This is a genomic window from Yoonia sp. TsM2_T14_4 (assembly GCF_049602355.1).
Classification (GTDB): domain Bacteria; phylum Pseudomonadota; class Alphaproteobacteria; order Rhodobacterales; family Rhodobacteraceae; genus Yoonia; species Yoonia vestfoldensis_A.
The window spans coordinates 2691728-2712916 of the sequence record NZ_CP187137.1 but is presented as its reverse complement, the minus strand read 5'-3'; the positions used below and the strand labels follow the sequence as shown (position 1 = coordinate 2712916).

Genomic DNA, 21189 nt, shown 5'->3' with positions numbered 1-21189 from the left:
GTGTCAGGCAGAATCATGGCCAGGGTCTGATCGGTACATTCTGCCCCAGCGCAGTGGCATTACCCTTGGGATCGGATGCCAGCTTTTCGCGTGGCCAGACGACTTCAACGATCGCGCCACCCGTGGCCTGCCCTGTCCAGCTGGCATGGCCATGTCTGCGGCTGTTGGCAAAGGTCAGTTGTGCGCCGGATCGTTCAAGCAGCGTCTTGGCGATGAACAGTCCCAGCCCCATGCCTTCGTATCCGGGGCGGCGATAGCCGTCTTCGGCCAGCCTGCGCCGCCTTACATAAGGATCGCCGATGCGCCCGATCACAGATTGCGGAAAACCGCTGCCATCGTCTGATATGCGGATGCTGATCGCGCTGTCGGACCATGTCATTTCGATCCAGACTTCGCTTTGGGAAAAGTCGACGGCGTTCTGGATCAGGTTGCGCAGGCCGTGGATGATTTCGGGCCTGCGGTTGATAACCGGTTGGGTCTGGCTTGCGCCTTGCTCGGGGGCGATCTCAAACGTGACCATCTTGCCACGGCTCAGATGTGGCTCTGCCGCTTCGCGCACCACGGTTTCCAAGGGCGCCTGCCGCAAATGCAGGTCATCCTTGCCGACGCGTCCCATCGAATGCAGGATGTCGCGGCATCTGTCGGCTTGCGTCCGGATCAGGATGGCGTCCTCAAGCAGTTCGGGGTGGTTTTCCAATTCTTCCATCAGTTCGGTGCTGACCAGTTTTATCGTCGCCAGCGGCGTGCCCAGCTCATGCGCGGCGGCGGCGACGACACCGCCCAGATCTGTCAACTTCTGTTCGCGCGCCAGCGCCAACTGCGTGGCAAGCAGGGCTTCGCCCATGGCGTGCATCTCGGTTGTGACCTGGCGCGCATAGATCGCCAGAAAGACGACACCGATCACAAGGGCCAGCCAGAACCCGAACTGGAACAACATGGGCAAGGCCAACGGGCGCCCATCAGGCATGAGCAATGGCATGTGAGAATTGGTGATCAACGTGATCAGCAAGATCGCGACAACGCCCAGAAATACCGTGCTGCGCAAGTGCAAAACCGTCGCGGCGATCGTGACAGGGGCCAGCAACAACAGGGCGAAAGGATTGTTCATCCCCCCCGTCAGAAACAGCAGAACACCCAATTGCATCAGGTCAAAAAATAGCCACAGGGTGGCTTCGCGTTCGGACAATCGCTTGTTTTCGGGGCTGCTGTAGCGCGACAACAGGTTGGCAAGTACCGCGCTGGCGATGACCAGCCCAACCATCCCGTACTGAAAATCCAGTTGATAAATGTTCGCTGCGACAATCGCAGCAATCGCCTGCCCCAACGCCGCGAACCAGCGCAGCGTGACCAGTGTGCGCAAACGCACCCAGTTGCTGCGTTCCTGATCTTGAAACATCTGGAATTCGGAAATTGACATCGGCAGCGCCTTTGCAGCTGAAAGTGCCCTGATAATGCCTGGCCGCGCTGCGATCAATGCGACCAATCGACGATCGGCCTGCCACCGTTGACTGGCTGGCCGCGCGGCCTACTTAATAGGCGGTAAGATCAAGGATGACACGCATGACGACCGATCCGTTGGACCTTGGCGACGATAAATCGCTGCTTTTGGTAGATGATGACGAAGCTTTTCTGAAACGTCTGGCCAAGGCCATGGAAAAGCGCGGGTTCGAGGTTGAAATGGCTGGGTCCGTTGCCGCAGGCAAGGCGATTGCCACGGCCCGACCACCCGCCTATGCCGTCGTTGATCTGCGGCTCGAGGATGGCAACGGGCTGGATGTGGTCGAGGTCTTGCGCGCCCGCCGCCCAGAAAGCCGGATCGTCGTGCTGACCGGTTATGGTGCGATCGCAACGGCCGTCGCCGCGGTCAAGATCGGAGCGACAGATTATCTGGCAAAACCAGCGGATGCGACCGATGTGACCAATGCGTTGCTGGCTCTGACCGATACCCTGCCGCCGCCGCCCGAAAACCCGATGAGCGCAGATCGCGTGAGGTGGGAACATATCCAGCGGGTTTACGAACTTTGCGACCGTAACGTGTCTGAAACCGCGCGGCGGCTGTCGATGCACAGGCGCACTTTGCAGCGTATATTGGCCAAGCGCAGCCCACGCTAGCTGTCCTTGCGGGACGTGTTTTGTCGCGCTAAAGCTCTCGGAAAAGGAGAGCTTTATGAAGTATTTGACAATTGCCGCGCTGTTGCTGCCCACCCCCTTGATTGCGCATGACTATACTGTCGGTGGCTTGCAGATCATCCACCCCGCAGCCGGGGCCACGGCGCCTACGGCGCAGGCCGGTGCGGGATATTTCCAGATCGTGAACAAAGGCGACCAGCCCGACCGGCTGATCGGGGTGACTGCTGATTTCCCGCGTGTGATGATCCACACCACCCAGATGGACGGCGATATCGCGCGCATGGTGCATCTTGATGCCGTCGACATTCCCGCAGGCGAAACTGTGACCTTTGCGCCCGGTGGCTTGCATGTCATGTTCATGGGACTGAACGGCGATCCGTTCGAAACTGGTGAAAGCTTTGATGCCGTGCTTGTTTTTGAAACCGCAGGCGACGTGCCCGTGACGTTCCATGTCGAAGACATCAACGACCTGGCCGACCATAACAATCACTGATTGTCGTCGGGTTCCCGGATCAACAGATCAAACTTGCGCAGTTTGACGTAAAGCGACTGGCGCGACAGGCCCAACATTTCTGCGGCCGCAACGCGGTTGTTCATGGTCAGCGCCACCGCTGTTTCGATACACATCTTTTCGACGACATTCGTCGTTTCGGCCACGATTTCCTTGAGCGTGGCACTGCCCACCAGTTCAACGACAGATCGCATGCTTTCGTCGTTGCTGGGCAACATTGCGCCACGGCTGGTATCGGCGTGGTTCGAATCGCGCATTACGAAGGCAAAGACAGAATGGGTGCCTGCGTGCAGTTTGGTGACTGAAATTTCCACCGACCGGGGGCTGCCGTATTGCCCGGCGATCCGTGTGGCGTAAATCCGCATCCGGCCTGCGCGCGTGGCGTTTTCAGTCATCACCTTCAGATCGACACTGCCGCGCTGCAGATAATCACCAAGGCTGCGCCCGCGCACATTGATGTCATGGGCCACGTCTATCAGGTCGAGGAAAGCATCGTTCGCGGACAGCACATCACCATTTTCCGACGCAAAAACAATGGCTTCTGGCCCACTCAGATACAGGTCCTGCATATTGCGGGCAAGATTATCCGCCTTAAGACTACTGTCATCGTCAGGCACGATCCGGCAGAGTAAAATGCGTTCGCCTGCTGCACGGAACAATGTCGGCGCAAGCTGGACCGCCTTGGATTTGCCGCGCAATTCTATCTTCATGCCATCTGCACGCTCTGAAATCGCAAGCGTGGTTAACGCCTCAACAAGATCGCCGCGCTTGCGGCTCTCGAAACAGCTCATCAGCGGATCGCCGATCAGGTCGTCGCGCGATCTGTCCAGCAATGTCGTGGCGGCGGCATTTGCTTCGGTGATTTCACCGCTTTGGACAGATACAAACAGCACGGGTTCGGCCATGCTGCCCAGCAGCACACGAAACCGCGTGTCGAATTCGCGCTGCACCTCGTAATCGCGTTCCAGCGCGAGTTGCGCCTTGATCAATTGCTGCTGCATTTCGGAAATCGCACGCAGGTCACGGCCCAGCATCAACACGGCCCCATTGGGCGCGATCCGGTGAAAGCTATAACGGACAGGCGAATCCCAATCGCTGACGTCACGCGAATGGTTCAATTCGACCGGGCGGACATCGGCCCTGCCGTCCAGAAACTCCGCTAACCGGCTTTCGAATTTTGGCAGACTTTCGACAGCCAGCGAATCGCGGATATCCTTGCCCTCCCAATGTTCAAGCACCAGAAACGAACGATGGTTCGGGTTGACGATGACCGATAGCACTAGGCCTTCTTCGGAAATCACGATGGCCAGATCGGCCACATCAGCGATAATATCGCCCAATATTTCGGGTGCAATCAGGGGAATTGCGCCGCTTTTCCAGAATTTCGCACCACGCGAGGTCATCGTAAATTTCCTTCGGGCAGCGTCTTTGGCATGATCTAGACCTCGCGCGGCTGTCGCGCGAGGGTCAGATATTTTGTCGTCAGGCCGCAAAGCTCTAACGCCTCGCTTGGCACATTGGTTGCATGATCCGCGCCCGTCAAAGCCGTAACATCATATTGTTTTTCGACCTCGAGGATTGTCCCGCCGATCACGACAGGCATGGATGTCTTGGACGAACTGCGGATGACGTAGACAATACGCCGCAGCGATTCAAGACTTTCGCCCGAGGATGCTGAAATGAACACCGCGTCATAGCTGGTCTTGGCCAGTTTCTGTGCAAGCTCTTGCGAGTCCGCACCCAGCATCAGCCGGACCGATAATCCCTTGCGGCGCAATTGCCCGCTCAGCACCATGGCGCCCAAAGTGTGATATACGTCCTGTCCGACGATCAACATGATCGAGGGCGCCGCTGGATTGGCCGACTGGTCGCCTGCCCATTCGGGGCCAAGTTCACGCAGCATCGCCTGCAACCGCGACACGCCGATTGTCACAGCCGCAAAGCTAAGCCCGTCCGAGCACCAATCGTCACCAAGCTCACGTGCAAGCTGGGGAATATAAAAATCCGCGATATCATCACGGCCGATTCCTGCCAAAATCGCATCCTGCATCACTGCGATACACCCATCGCGGTTCACATCCAGCGCGGCGGCGCGCATTGCGGTTATGACTTTCCTGTCTAAATGTCGGGGGGCAAAGGGCACAAGCGTCAGCCCAGTGCCGGCAGCCTGTGGTATCGGGTCCGGAATCTGGCGAAGCGCGTTTGCCGCCATGACGTCTATGTTCCGGCGATCAGCCATGTCTGCTCCTGACCTTTGACCCGCATCAGCGCGCATCAATAGAGTTGGGCTATTGTCGGTCTTGCCGCCCATAATGTCAAAGTAAATTGACACAACGCAAAACAAGCTTCCAATTATATGTGATAAATTACTGTTTTATATGTTATTTAACGCCCCCGAAGGGGTTGGGTGGTGATCTGACACATCCTGCAAGATAAGTGTAAGTTAAAGTTGACACATGCCCCAGATCGCCCTTAATCTGGACGCAGTCATAACGGGAGGCCACATGTCAGTCACAAGCACCGCGCCGGGAAATACCGCCGTTCGGGGTCGCCCTGCGGCCCGCCGGCTTTATTCCGATGCAGAGCGTGCACGGCGTGACAGCACCCGCTGGACCCTGGTCCAGGGTATTCTTGCGCCGGTGCAGTTTTTGGTCTTCCTGATCTCGCTGGGGTTGGTGTTGCGCTATCTCGTGACGGGGGCCGGATATGACGCTGCGACACTCTCGATCGTGATCAAGACCGTCTTGCTGATCACCATCATGATCACCGGGGCGATCTGGGAAAAAGTTGTTTTCGGTCAATACCTTTTCGCCCCTGCCTTTTTCTGGGAAGATGTGTTCAGCTTTGGCGTGATCGCCCTGCATTGCTTGTACATGGTCGCACTGCTGACTGGCGCGATGGACCCCATGTCGCTGATGTATGTGGCCCTTGCCGCCTATGCCGCCTATGTCGTCAACGCCGGTCAATTCCTGTGGAAACTGCGCATGGCGCGCCTTGATGCAGGGGCTCGCGCATGAACGCCCTGACCCCCTCTAACGGCGGTTGCCGCACAGCGCCGGTCCTCAAGGAGCGTGGCCAGCGCGAAGTGTTCTGCGGCCTGACGGGAATCATCTGGCTGCACCGCAAAATGCAGGACGCGTTCTTTCTGGTCGTTGGATCGCGCACCTGCGCCCATTTGCTGCAATCGGCGGCGGGAGTGATGATTTTCGCCGAACCCCGATTCGGCACAGCGATCCTGGAAGAAACCGATCTGGCCGGCATGAAAGACGCGCAGGTCGAAATCGACCGCGAGGTCGCCCGCCTGCTGGAACGCCGCCCGGATATCCGGCAGCTGTTCCTTGTTGGGTCTTGCCCGTCCGAAGTGATCAAGATCGATCTGGCCAAGGCCGCTGAGCGCCTGTCGCAGATTCATGCGCCGCATGTGCGCGTGCTGAATTATTCCGGCTCCGGGATTGAGACGACCTTCACCGAAGGCGAAGACGCCTGCCTTGCGTGCATGGTCCCAGTACTGAAATCGACCGCGGCGCGCGAATTGCTTGTCGTCGGCGCACTCCCCGATGTGGTCGAAGACCAGATGCTGTCGCTGCTGGCTGATATGGGCATCGGCCCTGTCCGCCTGCTGCCCGCGCGTCGGATAGACGACACAACCGCCGTTGGTCCCAATACCGTTTTCGCACTGGTGCAGCCTTTCCTTGGCGAAACCCATGCCGCGTTAGAGCGGCGTGGCGCGCGCTATTTGCCCGCCCCTTTCCCCTTCGGTGACGAAGGCACCACAGCCTGGCTGCGCGCCATCGCCACAGAATTCTGCGTCAGTGAAGAAACCTTCGACGCCGTCACAGCCGCCCCCCGCGCCCGCGCGCGCAAGGCGATTGCACAAGCGGCAGAGGTATTGCGCGGCAAATCGGTATTCTTTTTCCCCGATAGCCAGCTTGAAATCCCGTTGGCCCGTTTCCTGACCCGCGAATGTGGCATGACTGCGATCGAGGTTGGCAGCCCCTACATCCATGATACCTTGCATGGTCCCGATCTCGACCTGCTGCCTGCTGGTCCACAGATTTCCGAAGGGCAGGACGTGGACAAACAACTTGACCGCGCCCGCGCCGCACGGCCTGATTTGACAATCTGCGGCCTTGGTCTCGCCAACCCGCTGGAGGCCGAGGGCCTGTCCACCAAATGGGCCATCGAGCTCGTCTTCACGCCCGTGCATTTCTACGAACAAGCAGGCGATCTGGCGGGTCTGTTCTCGCGCCCGCTGCGCCGCAAGGCTGTGCTTCATCTGGAGGCCGCCGAATGACACCTGCCCTCGCTTTGTTCAAAATACTCATCTCAGGACGGACCGAATGAAGCTGACCGTCTGGACATATGAGGGCCCGCCCCATGTCGGCGCGATGCGCGTCGCCACGGCTATGAAGGGTTTGCATTACGTCCTGCACGCCCCGCAGGGCGATACCTATGCTGACCTTCTGTTTACGATGATCGAACGGCGCAACCACCGCCCGCCGGTCAGCTACACCACCTTTCAGGCGCGCGATCTGGGCGCCGATACCGCCACCTTGTTCAAGAAATCCTGCCAGGATGCCGTCGACCGGTTCCAGCCCGAGGCGATCATCGTAGGTGCGTCCTGCACCGCCGAACTGATTCAGGATGATCCCGCAGGCCTGTCGGAAACGATGGGCCTGACGATCCCCGTGATCCCGCTCGAACTGCCCAGCTACAGCCGCAAGGAAAACTTTGGCGCGGATGAAACGTTTTACCAGATCGTCAAAGCCTTGGCCAAACCCAAAGACCGCACAGCGCGGGTGACATGTAATATCCTTGGGCCCACAGCCCTTGGATTTCGCGCCCGCGACGATGTCGAGGAACTGACCGGTCTTTTGTCTGACCTTGGTGTGCAGGTGAATGTCACAGCGCCATTGGGCGCGACGCCATCCGATATCGCTCGCCTGCCTGCAGCGCATTTCAACGTGCTGTTGTCGCCTGAAACGGGTGAAGCCGCCGCGCGCTGGCTGGAAAAAACCTATGGTCAGCCGTTCACGAAAATTGTCCCTATCGGCGTCGGTGCGACCCGCGATTTCATCGCAGAGGTCAGCGACATCATCGGCAAACCTGTGCTGATCGACGAAAGCCGTTTGCGCCTGCCGTGGTGGTCGCGGTCGGTGGACAGCACCTATCTGACCGGCAAGCGCGTGTTCATCTTTGGCGATGGCACCCATGTCGCTGCCCATGCCCGAATCGCGCGCGATGAAATGGGGTTCGAGGTGGTGGGCATCGGCTGCTACAACCGTGAAATGGCGCGGCCTGTCCGTGCTTTGGCCAAATCTTACGGCCTCGAAGCGCTGATCACCGACGATTATCTGGAGGTCGAGGCTGCGATCGAGGCGCTGAGCCCTGAAATGATCCTAGGCACGCAGATGGAACGCCATATCGGCAAGCGTCTGGGCATCCCCTGCGCCGTGATTTCCGCGCCCGTCCATGTACAGGATTTCCCCGCCCGCTATTCCCCGCAGGTCGGTTTCGAGGGTGCGAATGTCATCTTTGACACGCTGATCCATCCGCTGGTCATGGGTCTGGAAGAACATCTGCTGACGATGTTCCGCGACGATTTCGAATTTCACGACGACGCCGGCCCCAGCCATCACGGCGGCAAGGCAACAGCAAAGGTCGAGCCTGTGGCCGAAGAAGTGCACGCACCGCAGGACGATAATATCATCTGGCTCGCCGATGCCGAAAAAGAACTCAAAAAGATTCCGTTCTTCGTGCGTGGCAAGGCGCGCCGCAACACTGAAACCTATGCGACGCAAAAGGGTCTGCATCAGATCAGCCTTGATACGCTTTATGAAGCAAAGGCACATTATGCGCGATAATGTTGATCATAGCGCGTATCGCTTCGTCATCCTGACGCTGGATTCGCATTCCGCAGGCCCTGCGATGCGGGCCAGTGACAAGCTGACGGCGGCTTTTCCGGGGCTCGATATCATCATCCACGCCGCCGCCGAATGGGCCGAAAATCCCGCCGCGCTGATCGACGCCAAGCAATCCATCGCGACGGCCAATATCATCGTCACGAACCTGCTGTTCCTCGAGGCCCATACCGCCGCGATCCTGCCTGAGCTACTGGCGCGCCGCGCGGGCTGCGACGCGATGATCAACATCATCGCCGACAGCGATATCGTCAAACTGACGAAAATGGGCGATCTGGACATGTCCAAGCCCGCCAGTGGCCTGATGGGTCTGCTCAAGCGGCTGAAACCCACGGCCAAGGCCAGCAAATCCGGCGAAAGCCAGATGAAAACCCTGCGCCGCCTGCCCAAAATCCTGCGCCTGATCCCCGGCAAAAGCCAGGATCTGCGCAACTGGTTTTTGTCGATGCAATACTGGCTGGGCGGGTCGGACGACAATATCGAACAGATGGTCCGCATGCTGGTGTCGCGGTATGCCAAGGGGCAGGACTGGAAGCCGGTCAAGATCGCGGCGCCCATCGAATATCCTGATGTCGGCGTTTATCACCCCGACCTGCCCGGCCATCACATCAGCACCGATATCGCTGATTTGCCCAGCCCTGCCGCGCCGGTTGCTACTGTCGGCATCCTGATGCTGCGGTCCTATATCCTGTCGTCGGATTGCGCGCATTACGATGCGGTGATCCGCGCTTTCGAGGAAAAGGGGATGCGCGTCATCCCCGCCTTTGCGGGTGGCCTTGACGGACGTCCCGCCATCGAGCAATTCTTTCAGGGTAGGGTTGATGCGATGGTGTCGCTGACCGGCTTTTCGCTGATCGGTGGCCCTGCCTATAACGACAGTGATGCGGCTGTCTCGCTGCTGTCGAAACTGGATGTGCCTTACATCTCGGCCCAGCCCTTGGAATTCCAGACGCTTGGCCAGTGGGCCGGATCTGCGCAGGGCCTTGGCCCGATTGAAACCACGATGCTGGTCGCCTTGCCCGAAATCGACGGGGCGACCAACCCCACCGTTTTCGCCGGTCGCCACGGCCCTGACGGCTGCGACGGTTGCGCCCATAAATGCCAGCTGCAATCCCATTGCAAGGCGATGGCCCCCTGCCCTGAACGCATCGAAAGTCTGGCCGAAAAAACCCGCCGTCTGGCTGTCCTGCGTCGTAAGGATAACGCCGATAAAAAGGTCGCCATCGTCCTGTTCGGCTTTCCACCCAACGCAGGCGCTGTCGGCACGGCTGCTTATCTGGCAGTATTTGAAAGCCTGTTCAACACGCTGCACCGTATGCAATCCGAAGGTTACGCGCTGGAAGCCCCCGAAACGGTGGACCATCTGCGCGCGATGATCCTGCAAGGGAATTCCCAGCAATATGGTCAGCAGGCCAATGTTGCGGCCCATGTCGATGCAGATACCATCGTGCGTACGTCCAAGCATCTGCCCGAGGTCGAGGCCGCATGGGGCCCCGCCCCCGGCAAGGTGCAATCCGACGGGCGCGGTGTGTTCGTTCTTGGCCATCATTTCGGCAACGTCTTTGTCGGCGTCCAACCTGCCTTCGGCTATGAAGGCGACCCGATGCGCCTGCTGTTCGAACGCGGTTTCGCGCCGACCCATGCTTTTGTCACTTTCTACAGCTATCTGCGCGATACGTTCAGTGCCGATGTCGTGCTGCATTTCGGGATGCATGGCGCGCTGGAATTCATGCCGGGCAAACAGGCGGGCCTAGGCGCGCGCGACTGGCCGGACCGGTTGATCGGCGAGATGCCGAATGTCTATCTTTACGCCGCCAACAACCCGTCCGAGGCGTCGTTGGCCAAGCGCCGGTCAAACGCGATTACGATCACCCATCTGACGCCGCCTTTGACGACGGCGGGGCTTTACAAGGGCCTGATCGACCTCAAGGACAGCCTCAATCGCTGGCGCGAAATGCCGGCTGAGGATAACCAGCGTGACGATCTGGAACAACTGATCCGCGATCAGGCCAATGCGGTCGATATGAACGCGCGCAACATCGACACGCTCTGGCTGAAACTGCTGGAAACCGAAGGGTCGCTGATCACTGAAGGATTCCATGTCGTGGGCCAGCCGATGTCTGCCGCCGCCCGTGCTGATATGATCCGCCTGATGCCAGCAGGTGAAGCCGCCGACCGCGCCGCCGAACTGCTGAAAGAAGACCATGAACTGCCCGCGCTGATGCGTGCGCTGTCGGGCCATTTCATCGCCCCCGTGCCGGGTGGTGACCTGATCCGGTCGCCAAACATCGTACCGACAGGCCGCAATATACACGCCTTCGATCCGTTCCGCATGCCGACCGCCTTTGCGATTTCCGAAGGCCGCAAACAGGCTGATCTGCTGCTGGAAACCCACCCGACATTCCCGCGCACTGTGGCGCTGGTGCTGTGGGGGTCCGACAATATCAAGTCTGATGGCGGCCCCATCGGGCAGGCAATGGCCTTGATGGGCACTGTACCGCGGTTTGACAACTTTGGTCGTCTGGCCGGTGCTGACCTTGTGCCGCTGGAAAAACTCGGCCGCCCGCGCATTGACGTGGTGATGACGCTGTCGGGTATTTTCCGCGACCTGCTGCCCTTGCAAACCCGCATGTTGGCCGAGGCTGCGTTGAAATGCGCCCAAGCCGACGAACCGCTGGAGCAGAATTTCATCCGCGCCCATGCGCTGACCTATGCGCGTGAAATGAATTGCGACCTGGAAACCGCCGCGCTGCGTGTGTTTTCCAACGCTGAAGGCGCCTATGGGTCCAACGTCAACCAATTGGTCGATAGCTCTGCCTTTGATGACGAGGATGAACTGGCTGATGCCTATGAGGCCCGCAAGAGTTTCGCCTATGGCGTGAACGGCAAGGCCACGCAGAACCCCGGCCTGCTGCAAAAGGCGCTGAAGGATGTGGATCTGGCCTATCAGAACCTTGAATCCGTCGAACTGGGCGTCACCACCGTTGACCATTATTTCGACACGTTGGGCGGCATTTCCCGCGCCGTGAAACGTGCCAAGGGTGGCGTGTCTGCCCCGGTCTATATCGGCGACCAGACACGCGGGTCGGCCAAGGTGCGCACTTTGCAGGATCAGGTCGCATTAGAAACCCGCAGCCGCAGCCTGAACCCGAAATTCTATGAGGGTCTGCTGAAACACGGCCACGAAGGTGTCCGCCAGATCGAGGCCCATGTCACCAACACGATGGGCTGGTCCGCCACCACGGGTGAGGTCGAACCCTGGGTCTACCAGCGCCTGTCGGAAACGTTCGTGTTGGACGATGTCATGCGTGAACGGCTGGCGGCGCTGAACCCGCAAGCCTCGATGAGGATGGCCAACCGCCTTTTGGAAGCATCGGACCGCAAATATTGGGCACCCGATGCCGCAACGCTGGCGGCCCTGCAAAACGCAGCCGACGCCCTTGAAGATCGTATGGAAGGGATCGCCGCAGAATGACCCCTTTCACCATGAATATAACTGAAAGGAGGCTCCCATGAGCCCCAGAGACGAAATCCCAAACCTGCGCGGCCAAGATGGCGAAGGTTCGGTTCAGGTCCATCAGGATGACGAGACCAAGATCGAAGGCGCAAAGGTCTTTGCCGTTTACGGCAAGGGCGGCATCGGCAAATCGACGACATCGTCGAACCTGTCGGCGGCCTTTTCCAAGCTGGGCAAGCGCGTTCTGCAAATCGGTTGCGACCCCAAGCATGACAGCACTTTCACGCTGACCGGCACTTTGGTGCCGACGGTGATCGACATCCTAAAAGAGGTCGATTTCCACGCCGAAGAACTGCGCCCCGAAGATTTCATCTTTGAAGGTTACAACGGCGTCAAATGTGTCGAGGCTGGCGGCCCCCCCGCCGGTACCGGTTGCGGCGGCTATGTCGTTGGGCAGACGGTGAAACTGCTCAAGCAGCATCACCTGCTGGAAGACACCGATGTCGTGATCTTCGACGTGTTGGGCGATGTGGTGTGCGGTGGCTTTGCGGCCCCCTTGCAGCATGCCGACCGCGCGCTGATTGTCACCGCCAATGATTTCGACAGCATCTATGCGATGAACCGGATCATCGCGGCAGTGCAGGCCAAATCGGCCAATTACAAGGTGCGTCTGGCAGGCTGTGTCGCCAACCGGTCCAAGGCCACGGACGAGGTGGACCGCTATTGCGCCACGGTCGGTTTCAACCGCATCGCGCATATGCCTGATTTGGATGCGATCCGCCGCAGCCGTCTGAAAAAGAAAACCCTGTTCGAAATGCCCGATGACCAAGATGTCGTCATGGTGCGCGCCGAATACATCCGCCTTGCCGAAACGCTGTGGAACGGGACAGAGGCGCTGGCCCCCGCACCGCTGCCTGATCGTGAAATCTTTGAATTGCTCGGGTTTGATTGATGACGCAATACGCCGCCACACGTGACCGGGTCGAACATTATTTCGACCGCACCGCGACCAAGGTCTGGGAACGGTTGACGTCCGACGCGCCGGTGTCGGGCGTGCGGGCGACCGTGCGCGCTGGCCGCGACCGGATGCGCGCGCTGATGCTGGCGCAATTGCCCGACGATCTGCGCGGTGCGCGGATTTTGGATGCGGGTTGCGGCACGGGCGCGATGGCGGTTGAACTGGCGCAACGCGGGGCCGATGTGGTGGCGGTGGATATTTCGCCCGCACTGGTTGAAATCGGGGCAAAGCGGATGCCAGCCGGTCTGCCCGGCACGATCACCTGGGTCGCGGGCGATATGCTGGACGCGACCACCGGCGTGTTCGACCATGCCTTGGCGATGGATTCGTTGATCTATTACAGCGCGCCCGATATTGCCGCGCTGCTGGATCGGGCCTCGCCACGGATCAACGGCAAATTCGTCTTTACCCTTGCCCCGCGTACACCCGCGCTGATGCTGATGTGGCGGGCGGGCAAGCTGTTCCCCGCCGGGGACCGTAGCCCTGTAATGATCCCGCACACGACCGCAGGCGTCGCCGATGCCTTGCGTAAAGGCGGCGTCAAAGGGGCGCTGCGCGATATCGAACGGGTCAAATCGGGTTTCTACATCTCGAACGCGTTGGTCTTTGAAAGGGCGCGCAAATGATTTTCAAAGCGTCATCACTCAAGCGGATTTCGGTCAACCTGCTGCCTTTCAGCGATGCGGTCAGCGATGACCTGCCGCTGGGCCAGCTGTTGCGCCTGTCGCTATTCCAGGTGTCGGTGGGCATGGCGGCCGTGATGCTGCTGGGCACGCTAAACCGTGTGATGATCGTCGAGCTGAACATCGCCTCGACCCTTGTGGCGTTGATGATCGCGATTCCGGTGCTGGTGGCACCGTTCCGCGCGCTAGTGGGGTTTAAGTCCGACAATTACCGCTCCGCCATCGGGTGGAAACGGATTCCCTATCTTTGGTTCGGGACAATGTGGCAATTCGGCGGCTTGGCAATCATGCCGATGGCGCTGCTCGTGCTGTCTGGGGATCGCACGCTGGATGTGGATTGGGCGGGCTATGTCGGTGCGGGGCTTGCGTTTTTGCTGACCGGTGTCGGTATGCATATGACCCAGACCGCAGGGCTGGCGCTGGCGGCGGACCGCGCCACCGATGAAACGCGGCCACGTGTTGTGGCGTTGCTTTATGTAATGAACCTTGTCGGCATGGCGATTTCGGCGCTGATTATCGGCGCGCTTTTGCGTGATTACAGCGCTTTGCGCTTGGTCCAAGTCGTACAAGGCACTGCGGTTGCGACCTTAATTTTGAATATGATCGCGCTGTGGAAACAGGAACGCGTGAACCCGATGACCAAGGCGCAACGCGCCGAACCGACCCCAAGCTTTCGTGAAGCATGGGGCGATCTGGCCAAAGGTGGCGATGCAGGTCGGTTGTTGGCGGTCGTGTTTATCGGCACCATGGCGTTCAGCATGCAAGACGTGTTGCTGGAACCTTATGGCGGCGAAATCATGGGCCTGTCGGTTTCGGCCACAACATTGCTGACCGCGATGTGGGCCTGTGGCGCGCTGGTGGGTTTTGCGCTGGCGGCGCGTTGGCTGGCGGCATCGCTTGATCCGTTCCGCATGTGTGCGCGCGGTTTGCTGGCGGGCGTGCTTGCGTTTAGCCTTGTGATTTTCGCAGCACCCATCGGGTCATCTGCATTGTTTTATTTGGGCGCCGGTATGATCGGTTTCGGCAGCGGGTTGTTTGGGGTTAGCACGCTGACCGCCGCAATGACCATGCCGACGATCGGGCGCGCCGGTCGCGGTCTTGCCCTTGGTGCCTGGGGGGCTGCACAGGCCACCGGCGCAGGGCTATCCATCTTTATCGGGGGCACCTTGCGTGACCTTGTAAACCACGCCGCTGGGAACGGCATATTGGGAGAGGCGCTCGCCACGCCTGCCACGGGGTATTCGGTGGTTTATCACACCGAAATCGCCCTTTTGTTCATCACAATGATCGTGCTGGGGCCGCTTGTGCGGCTGCGGCCAATAACACAAGGGGGGTCTGCCAAGCTGGAATTGGCCGACTTCCCGACCTGATCTCGAAAGGACCACAACATGGTTGGAACTACATTCTTTGGCAACTTCGATCTGGCGAGCGCAGCAATCTGGCTTTTCTGGATCTTCTTTGCGGGTTTGATCTATTACCTGCAAACCGAAAACATGCGCGAAGGCTATCCGCTTCTGGACGAAGAAGGAAAGCCTGCCCCGAACCAAGGGCCGTACCCAGTCCCGTCCGACAAGACATTCCACCTGCGCGATGGTCGCGGTGAACTGGCCCTGCCAAGCGGCCAGCGCGGCGATCGTGACGATCTGGCGCTGGTGCAATCGTCGCGCGCTGCTGGATCGCCTTATATTCCAACTGGCGATCCGATGATGGATGGCGTTGGTCCGGCATCCTGGGCGCCACGCCGTGACGCGCCGGAACTGGATGCGCATGGTCACGTCAAGATCAAGCCGATGTCGATGCTGCCTGAGTTCAGGATCTCTGCTGGCACCGATCCGCGCGGCAACGTTGTCGTCGGCGGTGATGGCGAGGTTGTCGGCCGTGTGATCGACATGTGGGTCGATGTGCCAGAAGCGCTGGTGCGTTTCCTGACCGTCGATTTGAACCCCGAAGGCAGCGGCAAGACCCGCCTGATCCCGATGAATATGGCACGGATCAAAGGCGACCGTGTCGTTGTCCGGTCGCTGTACGCGCACAACTGGGACGGCGTGCCTGTGACCAAGTCACCGGATGTCGTCACCCTGCTCGAGGAAGAAAAGATCATGGGCTACTACGCTGGCGGGACGCTTTATGCCTCTGCCGACCGCCTAGAGCCACAAGTCTAACCGCTACTGGCCCCGGCTCGCCACCGGGGTCCGCCAACCCAAGGGAATACGAAAATGACCCACGACGATTTCGCCGCAGAACCGATCCCCGGACTGCCTGAAAGACTGCCCGCAGGTGAATATATTATCTGGCAGGGATCACCCGACCACAAAGCGCTAGCGCGTGAAGCCCTGTCGCTCCGCTGGGTGGCTGGGTACTTCGCGCTGCTGACGGTGTGGCGCATCGGTGCGTCCTCGGCGGATTATCCGCTGAATGTATCGGTCATGCACGGCGTGCCTTTCGTTGTTGCGGGCCTTGTGGCCTGCGGCCTGCTGTATCTGGTTGCCTATGTGCAGGCGCGCGCCACGATCTATACGCTGACCAACAAGCGCGTTGCGATGCGGATCGGTGCGGCGCTGACGATGACGCTGAACCTGCCCTATACATGGATCGGCACGGCCAAGCTGGATCTGCGGCCCAATGGAACCGGCACGCTTGCGTTCGAGCTGATCGGTGACAGTCGCGTGTCCTATCTGATGACCTGGCCGCATGTCCGGCCCTGGTACATGACCCGCACCCAGCCTGCGCTACGCTGCATCCCCGATGCGGAAAATGTCGCGCGGCTGTTTGCCGAAGCCGCGGAAACCCGCATTTCCGCGCCGAAAGTGACCCGTGCCGCAACCAAAACCGGCGTATCTGCCGTCGCAGCGGAGTAAGTATCATGGCACATGCCCCCAACACGATGAAGCATCCTGAAACGATCCTCGTGCCGCCATTTGTCGCGCGGGCGATGTTCGCGCTGATGATCGCCGCGGTCGGTCTGGTCGCTTATGCCAAGATCACCGACAAACCGCTGGTGGCGGTTGTCGCGCAGACACCGGTCGCGCAAAGCCTGGATGTCATCATCACCGGCGACAAAAGCGGGATTTATACCGTCACCAGCCTTGATGGTGCGCTGCTGGCACGGTCGTCGGATGAATTGGCCGGATTTTTGGGTGTCATGGGGCGCGTGATTGACCGTGAACGCCTTGTGGCGGGTGTGATGGGCACGCCGCCGTTGCAGATCGTGCAGCGCCAGAACGGGAATGTCGCTATTCTTGATCCAAGTACCGGTATGACGACCGAACTGATTGGCTATGGCCGAGATAACGTGGCAGCCTTTGCCAAGCTGCTGGATTGAAACTGTGCGCAGGCTAGCCCCCTGCACGCGATGATGTGAAAGGGAACTCACATGGGACTATTTTTAAGAGAGACGGAAACCGCGCCTTGCACGGTGACCATTTCCCACCGGTTCGAGGAACTGTCGGCACATGTCCGGTTGGACAATGGTGCTGTGATCTATCCGGGGGACACCGTGCAGGTGCAGGGGCCGGAAATCATGGCTGCCTTTGGTGAATTGATCGAGGAAAAGCGCACCGCCGTCATCACACGAGCGTCCAAGCTCGAACAGCTCTGGACCCGCGCAACGGGTGATTTCGAATTCATGGAACTGTGCGAATTTTCCTTTAGTGACGAGGTGCTGTCATGAACATGCATTCATCCAATGCCGCCACCGCCGAAGAAGCCATCGCCGCGCAAGAGGCCCTGCCGCCGCTCACGAATGAAGAAGCGACCAAGGTCGCGATGTCGAACACGTTGCTGACGCCGCGGTTCTATACCACCGATTTTGCCGAAATGGATGCGATTGATGTCACACCAGTGCGCAAGGATTGGGATGTGCTGATCGCGCAGATGAAGGCCGACCCCAACAAGGGTCATTTTCGCAAGAACGCAGACTGGGACCATGTCGATTGGGACGGGATGGAACCCAAGCTGAAGGCAGAGTTCATTGATTTCCTGATCTCAAGCTGTACTGCCGAATTTTCGGGCTGTGTGCTGTATAAGGAAATGAAACGTCGCGGATCGAACAAGGACATCACCGAATTGTTCCAGCTGATGGCCCGCGACGAGGCCCGCCATGCCGGTTTCATCAACGATGCGCTGCGCGAAGCGGGCATTGCCGTGAACCTTGGGTTCTTGACGCAGGCCAAGAAATACACCTATTTCCGGCCGAAATTCATCTATTACGCGACCTATCTGTCGGAAAAAATCGGCTATGCGCGGTATATCACGATCTACCGTCATCTGGAAGAAAACCCCGAATACCGGTTCCACCCGATTTTCAAATGGTTCCGCGAATGGTGCAATGACGAGTTTTCGCATGGCGAGGCGTTTGCCCTGCTGTTGAAAACCGATGCCAAGCTGACTGAAAGCCGCACCAACAAGTTGTGGATCAAGTTTTTCCTGACAGCGGTGTTTTCCACGATGTGGGTGCGCGATCACCAGCGGCCCGAATTCCACAAGGCGCTGGGCGTTGATCCCGCATGGTATGGCCAGGAAGTGTTCCGCAAAACATCGGACATTTCGCGGCAGGTGTTCCCCATGGTGCTGGATATCGACCATCCGCGCTGGCAACCCGCGCTGAACCGGATACAGGATGCCAATGTGCAGATCGCATTGGGACGCAAGCAGGGCGGTTTTGGCGGCTGGGTGAAACGCATGACTGGATCGGCACGGGCCGCAACGTCATTCGTGTCCTTGCTGATGATCCCAGTCGTGAAAAGCGATGTTCCTGAAAGCCCGCTGATGGCGCCGGCCTATTGATGGCGCGGGCGGTTTTCATCTTGAAAACCGGTGGAGGCGCTGCCTCCACACCTCCGAGGTATTTGTGCTCGGAAGATGAAACATGACCGGCGCGGTGACAGCCATCATCGCGGCGATATTTCTGTGGTGGTTTTCCACAGGGGTGATTTTGCTGGCTGTGCGCCGCGCGGATCGCAGTGGGCGCCATCAGGCGGTCGTTCTGGCAGGTCTGCCGTTGCTGATGGTCGGTGTCTGGGCTGTCGCCGCGTCGCTGATACGGGTCGATGTGGCGGGGGTTTATCTGGGGTTTCTCGGCGCGCTGGCGATTTGGGGCTGGATCGAGCTTGCGTTTCTGGCTGGTGTCGTCGCCGGCCCGATGCGCGACGATTGCTTGCCCGGCCTATCTGGAAAAGCGCGGTTCTTTCGCGCCTTTGCCACCGTTTCTCATCATGAACTTTTGCTGACGGCTGGTCTTTTGGGGCTGGTTCTGGCCTCTGGCGGGGTTGAAAACCAGATGGCGGTGGCGACTTATCTGATCCTGTATCTGGCGCGTATCTTTGCCAAGCTGAACCTGTTTTTCGGCGTGCCGCGGATCAATATGGAATTTGTGCCGCTGCGCCTGATCCATCTGAAAAGCTATTTCCGGCGCGGCCCTGTCACGCTTGCCTTTCCTGCGGCGATCACCGTCCTGACCGCCTTGCTTGCGCTGTGCACCGAACGGTTGTGGTTCGCCGGGTCTGGCGCGGCGGTTGCGGGGTATGGCCTGCTGACGGCGCTTGCGGCGCTTGCCCTTCTCGAACATTGGCTGATGGTCATTCCGTTGCCGGATGCGAAACTCTGGCGCTGGATGTTGCCCGCGCCCAAAACGATGCCCAAAGAAGAAAGATAAGACCGATGGATTTTGACGCCCTTTTCAATGCGCAGCTGGATCAACTGAAGGCCGATGGCAATTACCGCTATTTCGCGGAACTGGAACGCCAATGCGGCAAGTTTCCCCGCGCGGCCAGCCATGCTGTGGACGGTGCTGTGCGCGATGTGACGGTGTGGTGTTCCAATGATTACCTTGGCATGGGTCAGCATCCCGCTGTCATCGGCGCCATGTGTGAGGCTGTCCAGCGCACCGGCACCGGATCGGGCGGCACCCGCAACATCAGTGGCACCAACCATGATCACCTGCTGCTGGAACGCGAACTGGCTGATCTGCATGGCAAGGAATCGGCGCTGCTGTTCACATCCGGCTATGTGTCGAACTGGGCCGCGCTGTCGACCTTGGGTAGCCGGTTGGAAAACTGCGTGATCCTGTCGGATGCGGGCAATCACGCCTCGATGATCGAGGGCATCCGCCATTCGCGCGCGCAAAAGGTAATCTGGAAGCACAACGATTATCGCGATCTGGAGATGAAGCTGCGCGCCCTGCCCGCCGACGTCCCCAAGATTGTCGCTTTTGAAAGCGTCTATTCCATGGATGGCGATATCGCGCCCATCCGCCAGATCGTCGAAGTCTGCGAAAAATACGGTGCCATGACCTATCTGGACGAGGTCCATGCCGTCGGCATGTATGGCCCGCGCGGTGGCGGTGTGAGCGAACGCGAAGGGCTGGCCGACCGGATTACCCTGATCGAAGGGACGCTTGGCAAGGCGTTTGGCGTTGTTGGCGGCTATATCACCGGATCGGCGGCGCTGTGCGATTTCATCCGCAGTTTTGCCTCGGGGTTCATTTTTACAACCGCCTTGCCACCCGCGATCGCTGCTGCTGCGCGCACATCGATCGCCTATCTCAAGCAGTCCGAGATGGAACGCGCCCGCCAGCGGCGTCAGGTCGCGCGCCTGCGCGCCGCTCTCGACCGCGAAGGCATTCCGCATATGCATAACGATAGCCATATCGTGCCGGTCTTGATCAAGGACCCGGTCAAAACCCGGATGCTTGCGGATTACCTGATGCGCGAATGGGACATCTATGTGCAGCCGATCAATTATCCCACGGTGCCCAAAGGCACGGAACGGCTGCGTTTTACCCCATCGCCGCTGCATTCGGATGAAGATATTGACCATCTGGTCACGGCGCTGCGCGTTTTGTGGAAACAATGCGCATTGGCGCATGCTGTTGCCTGAATGCTAGGCCACTTCTTTTCCTGCGTGGGGGTGGACCGCCGCACAGGATGCTCTACAGTAATAAATGACTGGGGCAACGGTCACTTAATCAGGTCGAAAAGGAATACGATCATGAAAAATTTTACAATCGCTGCGGCGCTGGCCATTCTGGCAGCACCAGCATTTGCACAAGACCTTACACCGACACTCGGCGATGCCGCGAACGGTGAAGAACAGTTCAACCGTCAGTGTGTGGCGTGCCATATGGTGGCAGACGCTGATGGCAACGTTCTGGCAGGCCGTAATGCGCGCACAGGCCCGAACCAATATGGTCTGATCGGCCGTGTGCTGGGGTCAGATGAAGATTTCAAGTATAGCGACGGCCTTGTCGCACTTGGCGAAGCAGGCGAAGTCTGGAACGAAGCGAACTTCGTGGGATACGTTCAGGACCCAACCGGCTGGATCCGCGAAAAACTGGAAGATCGCCGCGCACGCGGCAAGATGGCCTATCAGGTGCGCGCCGAACAGGACGCCTATGACCTTTATGCCTATCTGGCGACTTTCTCTGACATGTAAGAAATGGGCGGCGCGCGAACGCGCCGTTTCGCTATGAT

The 21189-nt window shown here is 59.2% G+C and carries 20 protein-coding genes; 17 read left to right on the top strand and 3 right to left on the bottom strand.

Annotation, left to right across the window (positions count from 1 at the left end; genetic code table 11):
* Nucleotides 1–13 precede the first annotated feature (13 nt).
* On the bottom strand, nt 14–1417 hold the full coding sequence (regB, locus tag ACPF9B_RS13490; protein WP_040483281.1) for a sensor histidine kinase RegB: 1404 nt from the start codon (nt 1415–1417) through the stop codon (nt 14–16).
* A gap of 143 nt (nt 1418–1560) precedes the next feature.
* Here regB and ACPF9B_RS13485 point away from each other — a divergent pair, with 143 nt between their 5' ends.
* Both ACPF9B_RS13485 and ACPF9B_RS13480 read left to right on the top strand, forming a co-directional pair.
* Nucleotides 1561–2112, top strand: coding sequence for an ActR/PrrA/RegA family redox response regulator transcription factor (locus ACPF9B_RS13485; RefSeq protein WP_040482963.1), 552 nt, complete (start codon nt 1561–1563; stop codon nt 2110–2112).
* A gap of 55 nt (nt 2113–2167) precedes the next feature.
* Complete coding sequence (locus ACPF9B_RS13480) at nt 2168–2623, top strand: copper chaperone PCu(A)C (protein WP_424178010.1); 456 nt, start codon at nt 2168–2170, stop codon at nt 2621–2623.
* Here the strand turns inward: ACPF9B_RS13480 and ppsR are convergent.
* Nucleotides 2617–4044, bottom strand: coding sequence for a transcriptional regulator PpsR (ppsR, locus tag ACPF9B_RS13475; protein WP_424178008.1), 1428 nt, complete (start codon nt 4042–4044; stop codon nt 2617–2619). The genes ACPF9B_RS13480 and ppsR overlap by 7 nt on opposite strands.
* Nucleotides 4045–4079: 35 nt before the next feature.
* Complete coding sequence (locus tag ACPF9B_RS13470; protein WP_424178006.1) at nt 4080–4880, bottom strand: cobalamin B12-binding domain-containing protein; 801 nt, start codon at nt 4878–4880, stop codon at nt 4080–4082.
* Between the two features lie 265 nt (nt 4881–5145).
* Between ACPF9B_RS13470 and bchF the strand changes: the two genes are divergently transcribed.
* The 15 genes from bchF (at nt 5146) to ACPF9B_RS13395 (ending at nt 21151) form a co-directional block, all read left to right on the top strand.
* Entirely contained in the window at nt 5146–5658 is a 513-nt protein-coding gene (bchF, locus tag ACPF9B_RS13465) for a 2-vinyl bacteriochlorophyllide hydratase (protein ID WP_424178004.1), read from the top strand.
* A complete protein-coding gene (locus ACPF9B_RS13460) occupies nt 5655–6935 on the top strand; it encodes a ferredoxin:protochlorophyllide reductase (ATP-dependent) subunit N (RefSeq protein ID WP_424178002.1) in 1281 nt (426 codons plus the stop codon). Before bchF ends, ACPF9B_RS13460 begins: the two co-directional genes overlap by 4 nt.
* A gap of 46 nt (nt 6936–6981) precedes the next feature.
* Nucleotides 6982–8505, top strand: a complete 1524-nt coding sequence (gene bchB / locus ACPF9B_RS13455; protein WP_424178000.1) for a ferredoxin:protochlorophyllide reductase (ATP-dependent) subunit B — start codon at nt 6982–6984, stop codon at nt 8503–8505.
* Nucleotides 8495–12037 (top strand): magnesium chelatase subunit H, encoded by a 3543-nt coding sequence (locus ACPF9B_RS13450; RefSeq protein WP_424177998.1) that lies wholly within the window; start codon nt 8495–8497, stop codon nt 12035–12037. The genes bchB and ACPF9B_RS13450 overlap by 11 nt, the downstream gene beginning before the upstream one ends.
* A gap of 37 nt (nt 12038–12074) precedes the next feature.
* Nucleotides 12075–12971 carry a ferredoxin:protochlorophyllide reductase (ATP-dependent) iron-sulfur ATP-binding protein gene (gene bchL, locus ACPF9B_RS13445; RefSeq protein ID WP_424177996.1) on the top strand — a complete coding sequence of 299 codons (897 nt, stop codon included), beginning with the start codon at nt 12075–12077 and terminating at the stop codon, nt 12969–12971.
* Nucleotides 12971–13663 (top strand): magnesium protoporphyrin IX methyltransferase, encoded by a 693-nt coding sequence (bchM, locus tag ACPF9B_RS13440; RefSeq protein ID WP_007206351.1) that lies wholly within the window; start codon nt 12971–12973, stop codon nt 13661–13663. The genes bchL and bchM overlap by 1 nt, the downstream gene beginning before the upstream one ends.
* Nucleotides 13660–15090, top strand: coding sequence for a PucC family protein (locus ACPF9B_RS13435; protein ID WP_424177994.1), 1431 nt, complete (start codon nt 13660–13662; stop codon nt 15088–15090). Before bchM ends, ACPF9B_RS13435 begins: the two co-directional genes overlap by 4 nt.
* A gap of 18 nt (nt 15091–15108) precedes the next feature.
* Entirely contained in the window at nt 15109–15882 is a 774-nt protein-coding gene (gene puhA, locus ACPF9B_RS13430; protein ID WP_007206353.1) for a photosynthetic reaction center subunit H, read from the top strand.
* A gap of 54 nt (nt 15883–15936) precedes the next feature.
* The gene (puhB, locus tag ACPF9B_RS13425; protein ID WP_007206354.1) at nt 15937–16578 is read left to right on the top strand and encodes a photosynthetic complex putative assembly protein PuhB; all 642 of its coding nucleotides are present in this window, start codon (nt 15937–15939) and stop codon (nt 16576–16578) included.
* Between the two features lie 5 nt (nt 16579–16583).
* A complete protein-coding gene (puhC, locus tag ACPF9B_RS13420) occupies nt 16584–17042 on the top strand; it encodes a photosynthetic complex assembly protein PuhC (protein ID WP_007206355.1) in 459 nt (152 codons plus the stop codon).
* Nucleotides 17043–17093: 51 nt separating this feature from the next.
* Nucleotides 17094–17390, top strand: a complete 297-nt coding sequence (locus ACPF9B_RS13415; RefSeq protein WP_040482964.1) for a hypothetical protein — start codon at nt 17094–17096, stop codon at nt 17388–17390.
* A complete protein-coding gene (gene acsF, locus ACPF9B_RS13410; protein WP_007206357.1) occupies nt 17387–18505 on the top strand; it encodes a magnesium-protoporphyrin IX monomethyl ester (oxidative) cyclase in 1119 nt (372 codons plus the stop codon). The genes ACPF9B_RS13415 and acsF overlap by 4 nt, the downstream gene beginning before the upstream one ends.
* 82 nt (nt 18506–18587) lie before the next feature.
* A complete protein-coding gene (puhE, locus tag ACPF9B_RS13405; RefSeq protein WP_424177989.1) occupies nt 18588–19373 on the top strand; it encodes a putative photosynthetic complex assembly protein PuhE in 786 nt (261 codons plus the stop codon).
* 5 nt (nt 19374–19378) lie between these two features.
* Complete coding sequence (gene hemA, locus ACPF9B_RS13400; RefSeq protein ID WP_007206359.1) at nt 19379–20596, top strand: 5-aminolevulinate synthase; 1218 nt, start codon at nt 19379–19381, stop codon at nt 20594–20596.
* Nucleotides 20597–20707: 111 nt separating this feature from the next.
* Nucleotides 20708–21151: a c-type cytochrome gene (locus ACPF9B_RS13395; protein WP_424177987.1), complete on the top strand. Its 444-nt coding sequence runs from the start codon at nt 20708–20710 to the stop codon at nt 21149–21151.
* Nucleotides 21152–21189 lie beyond the last annotated feature (38 nt).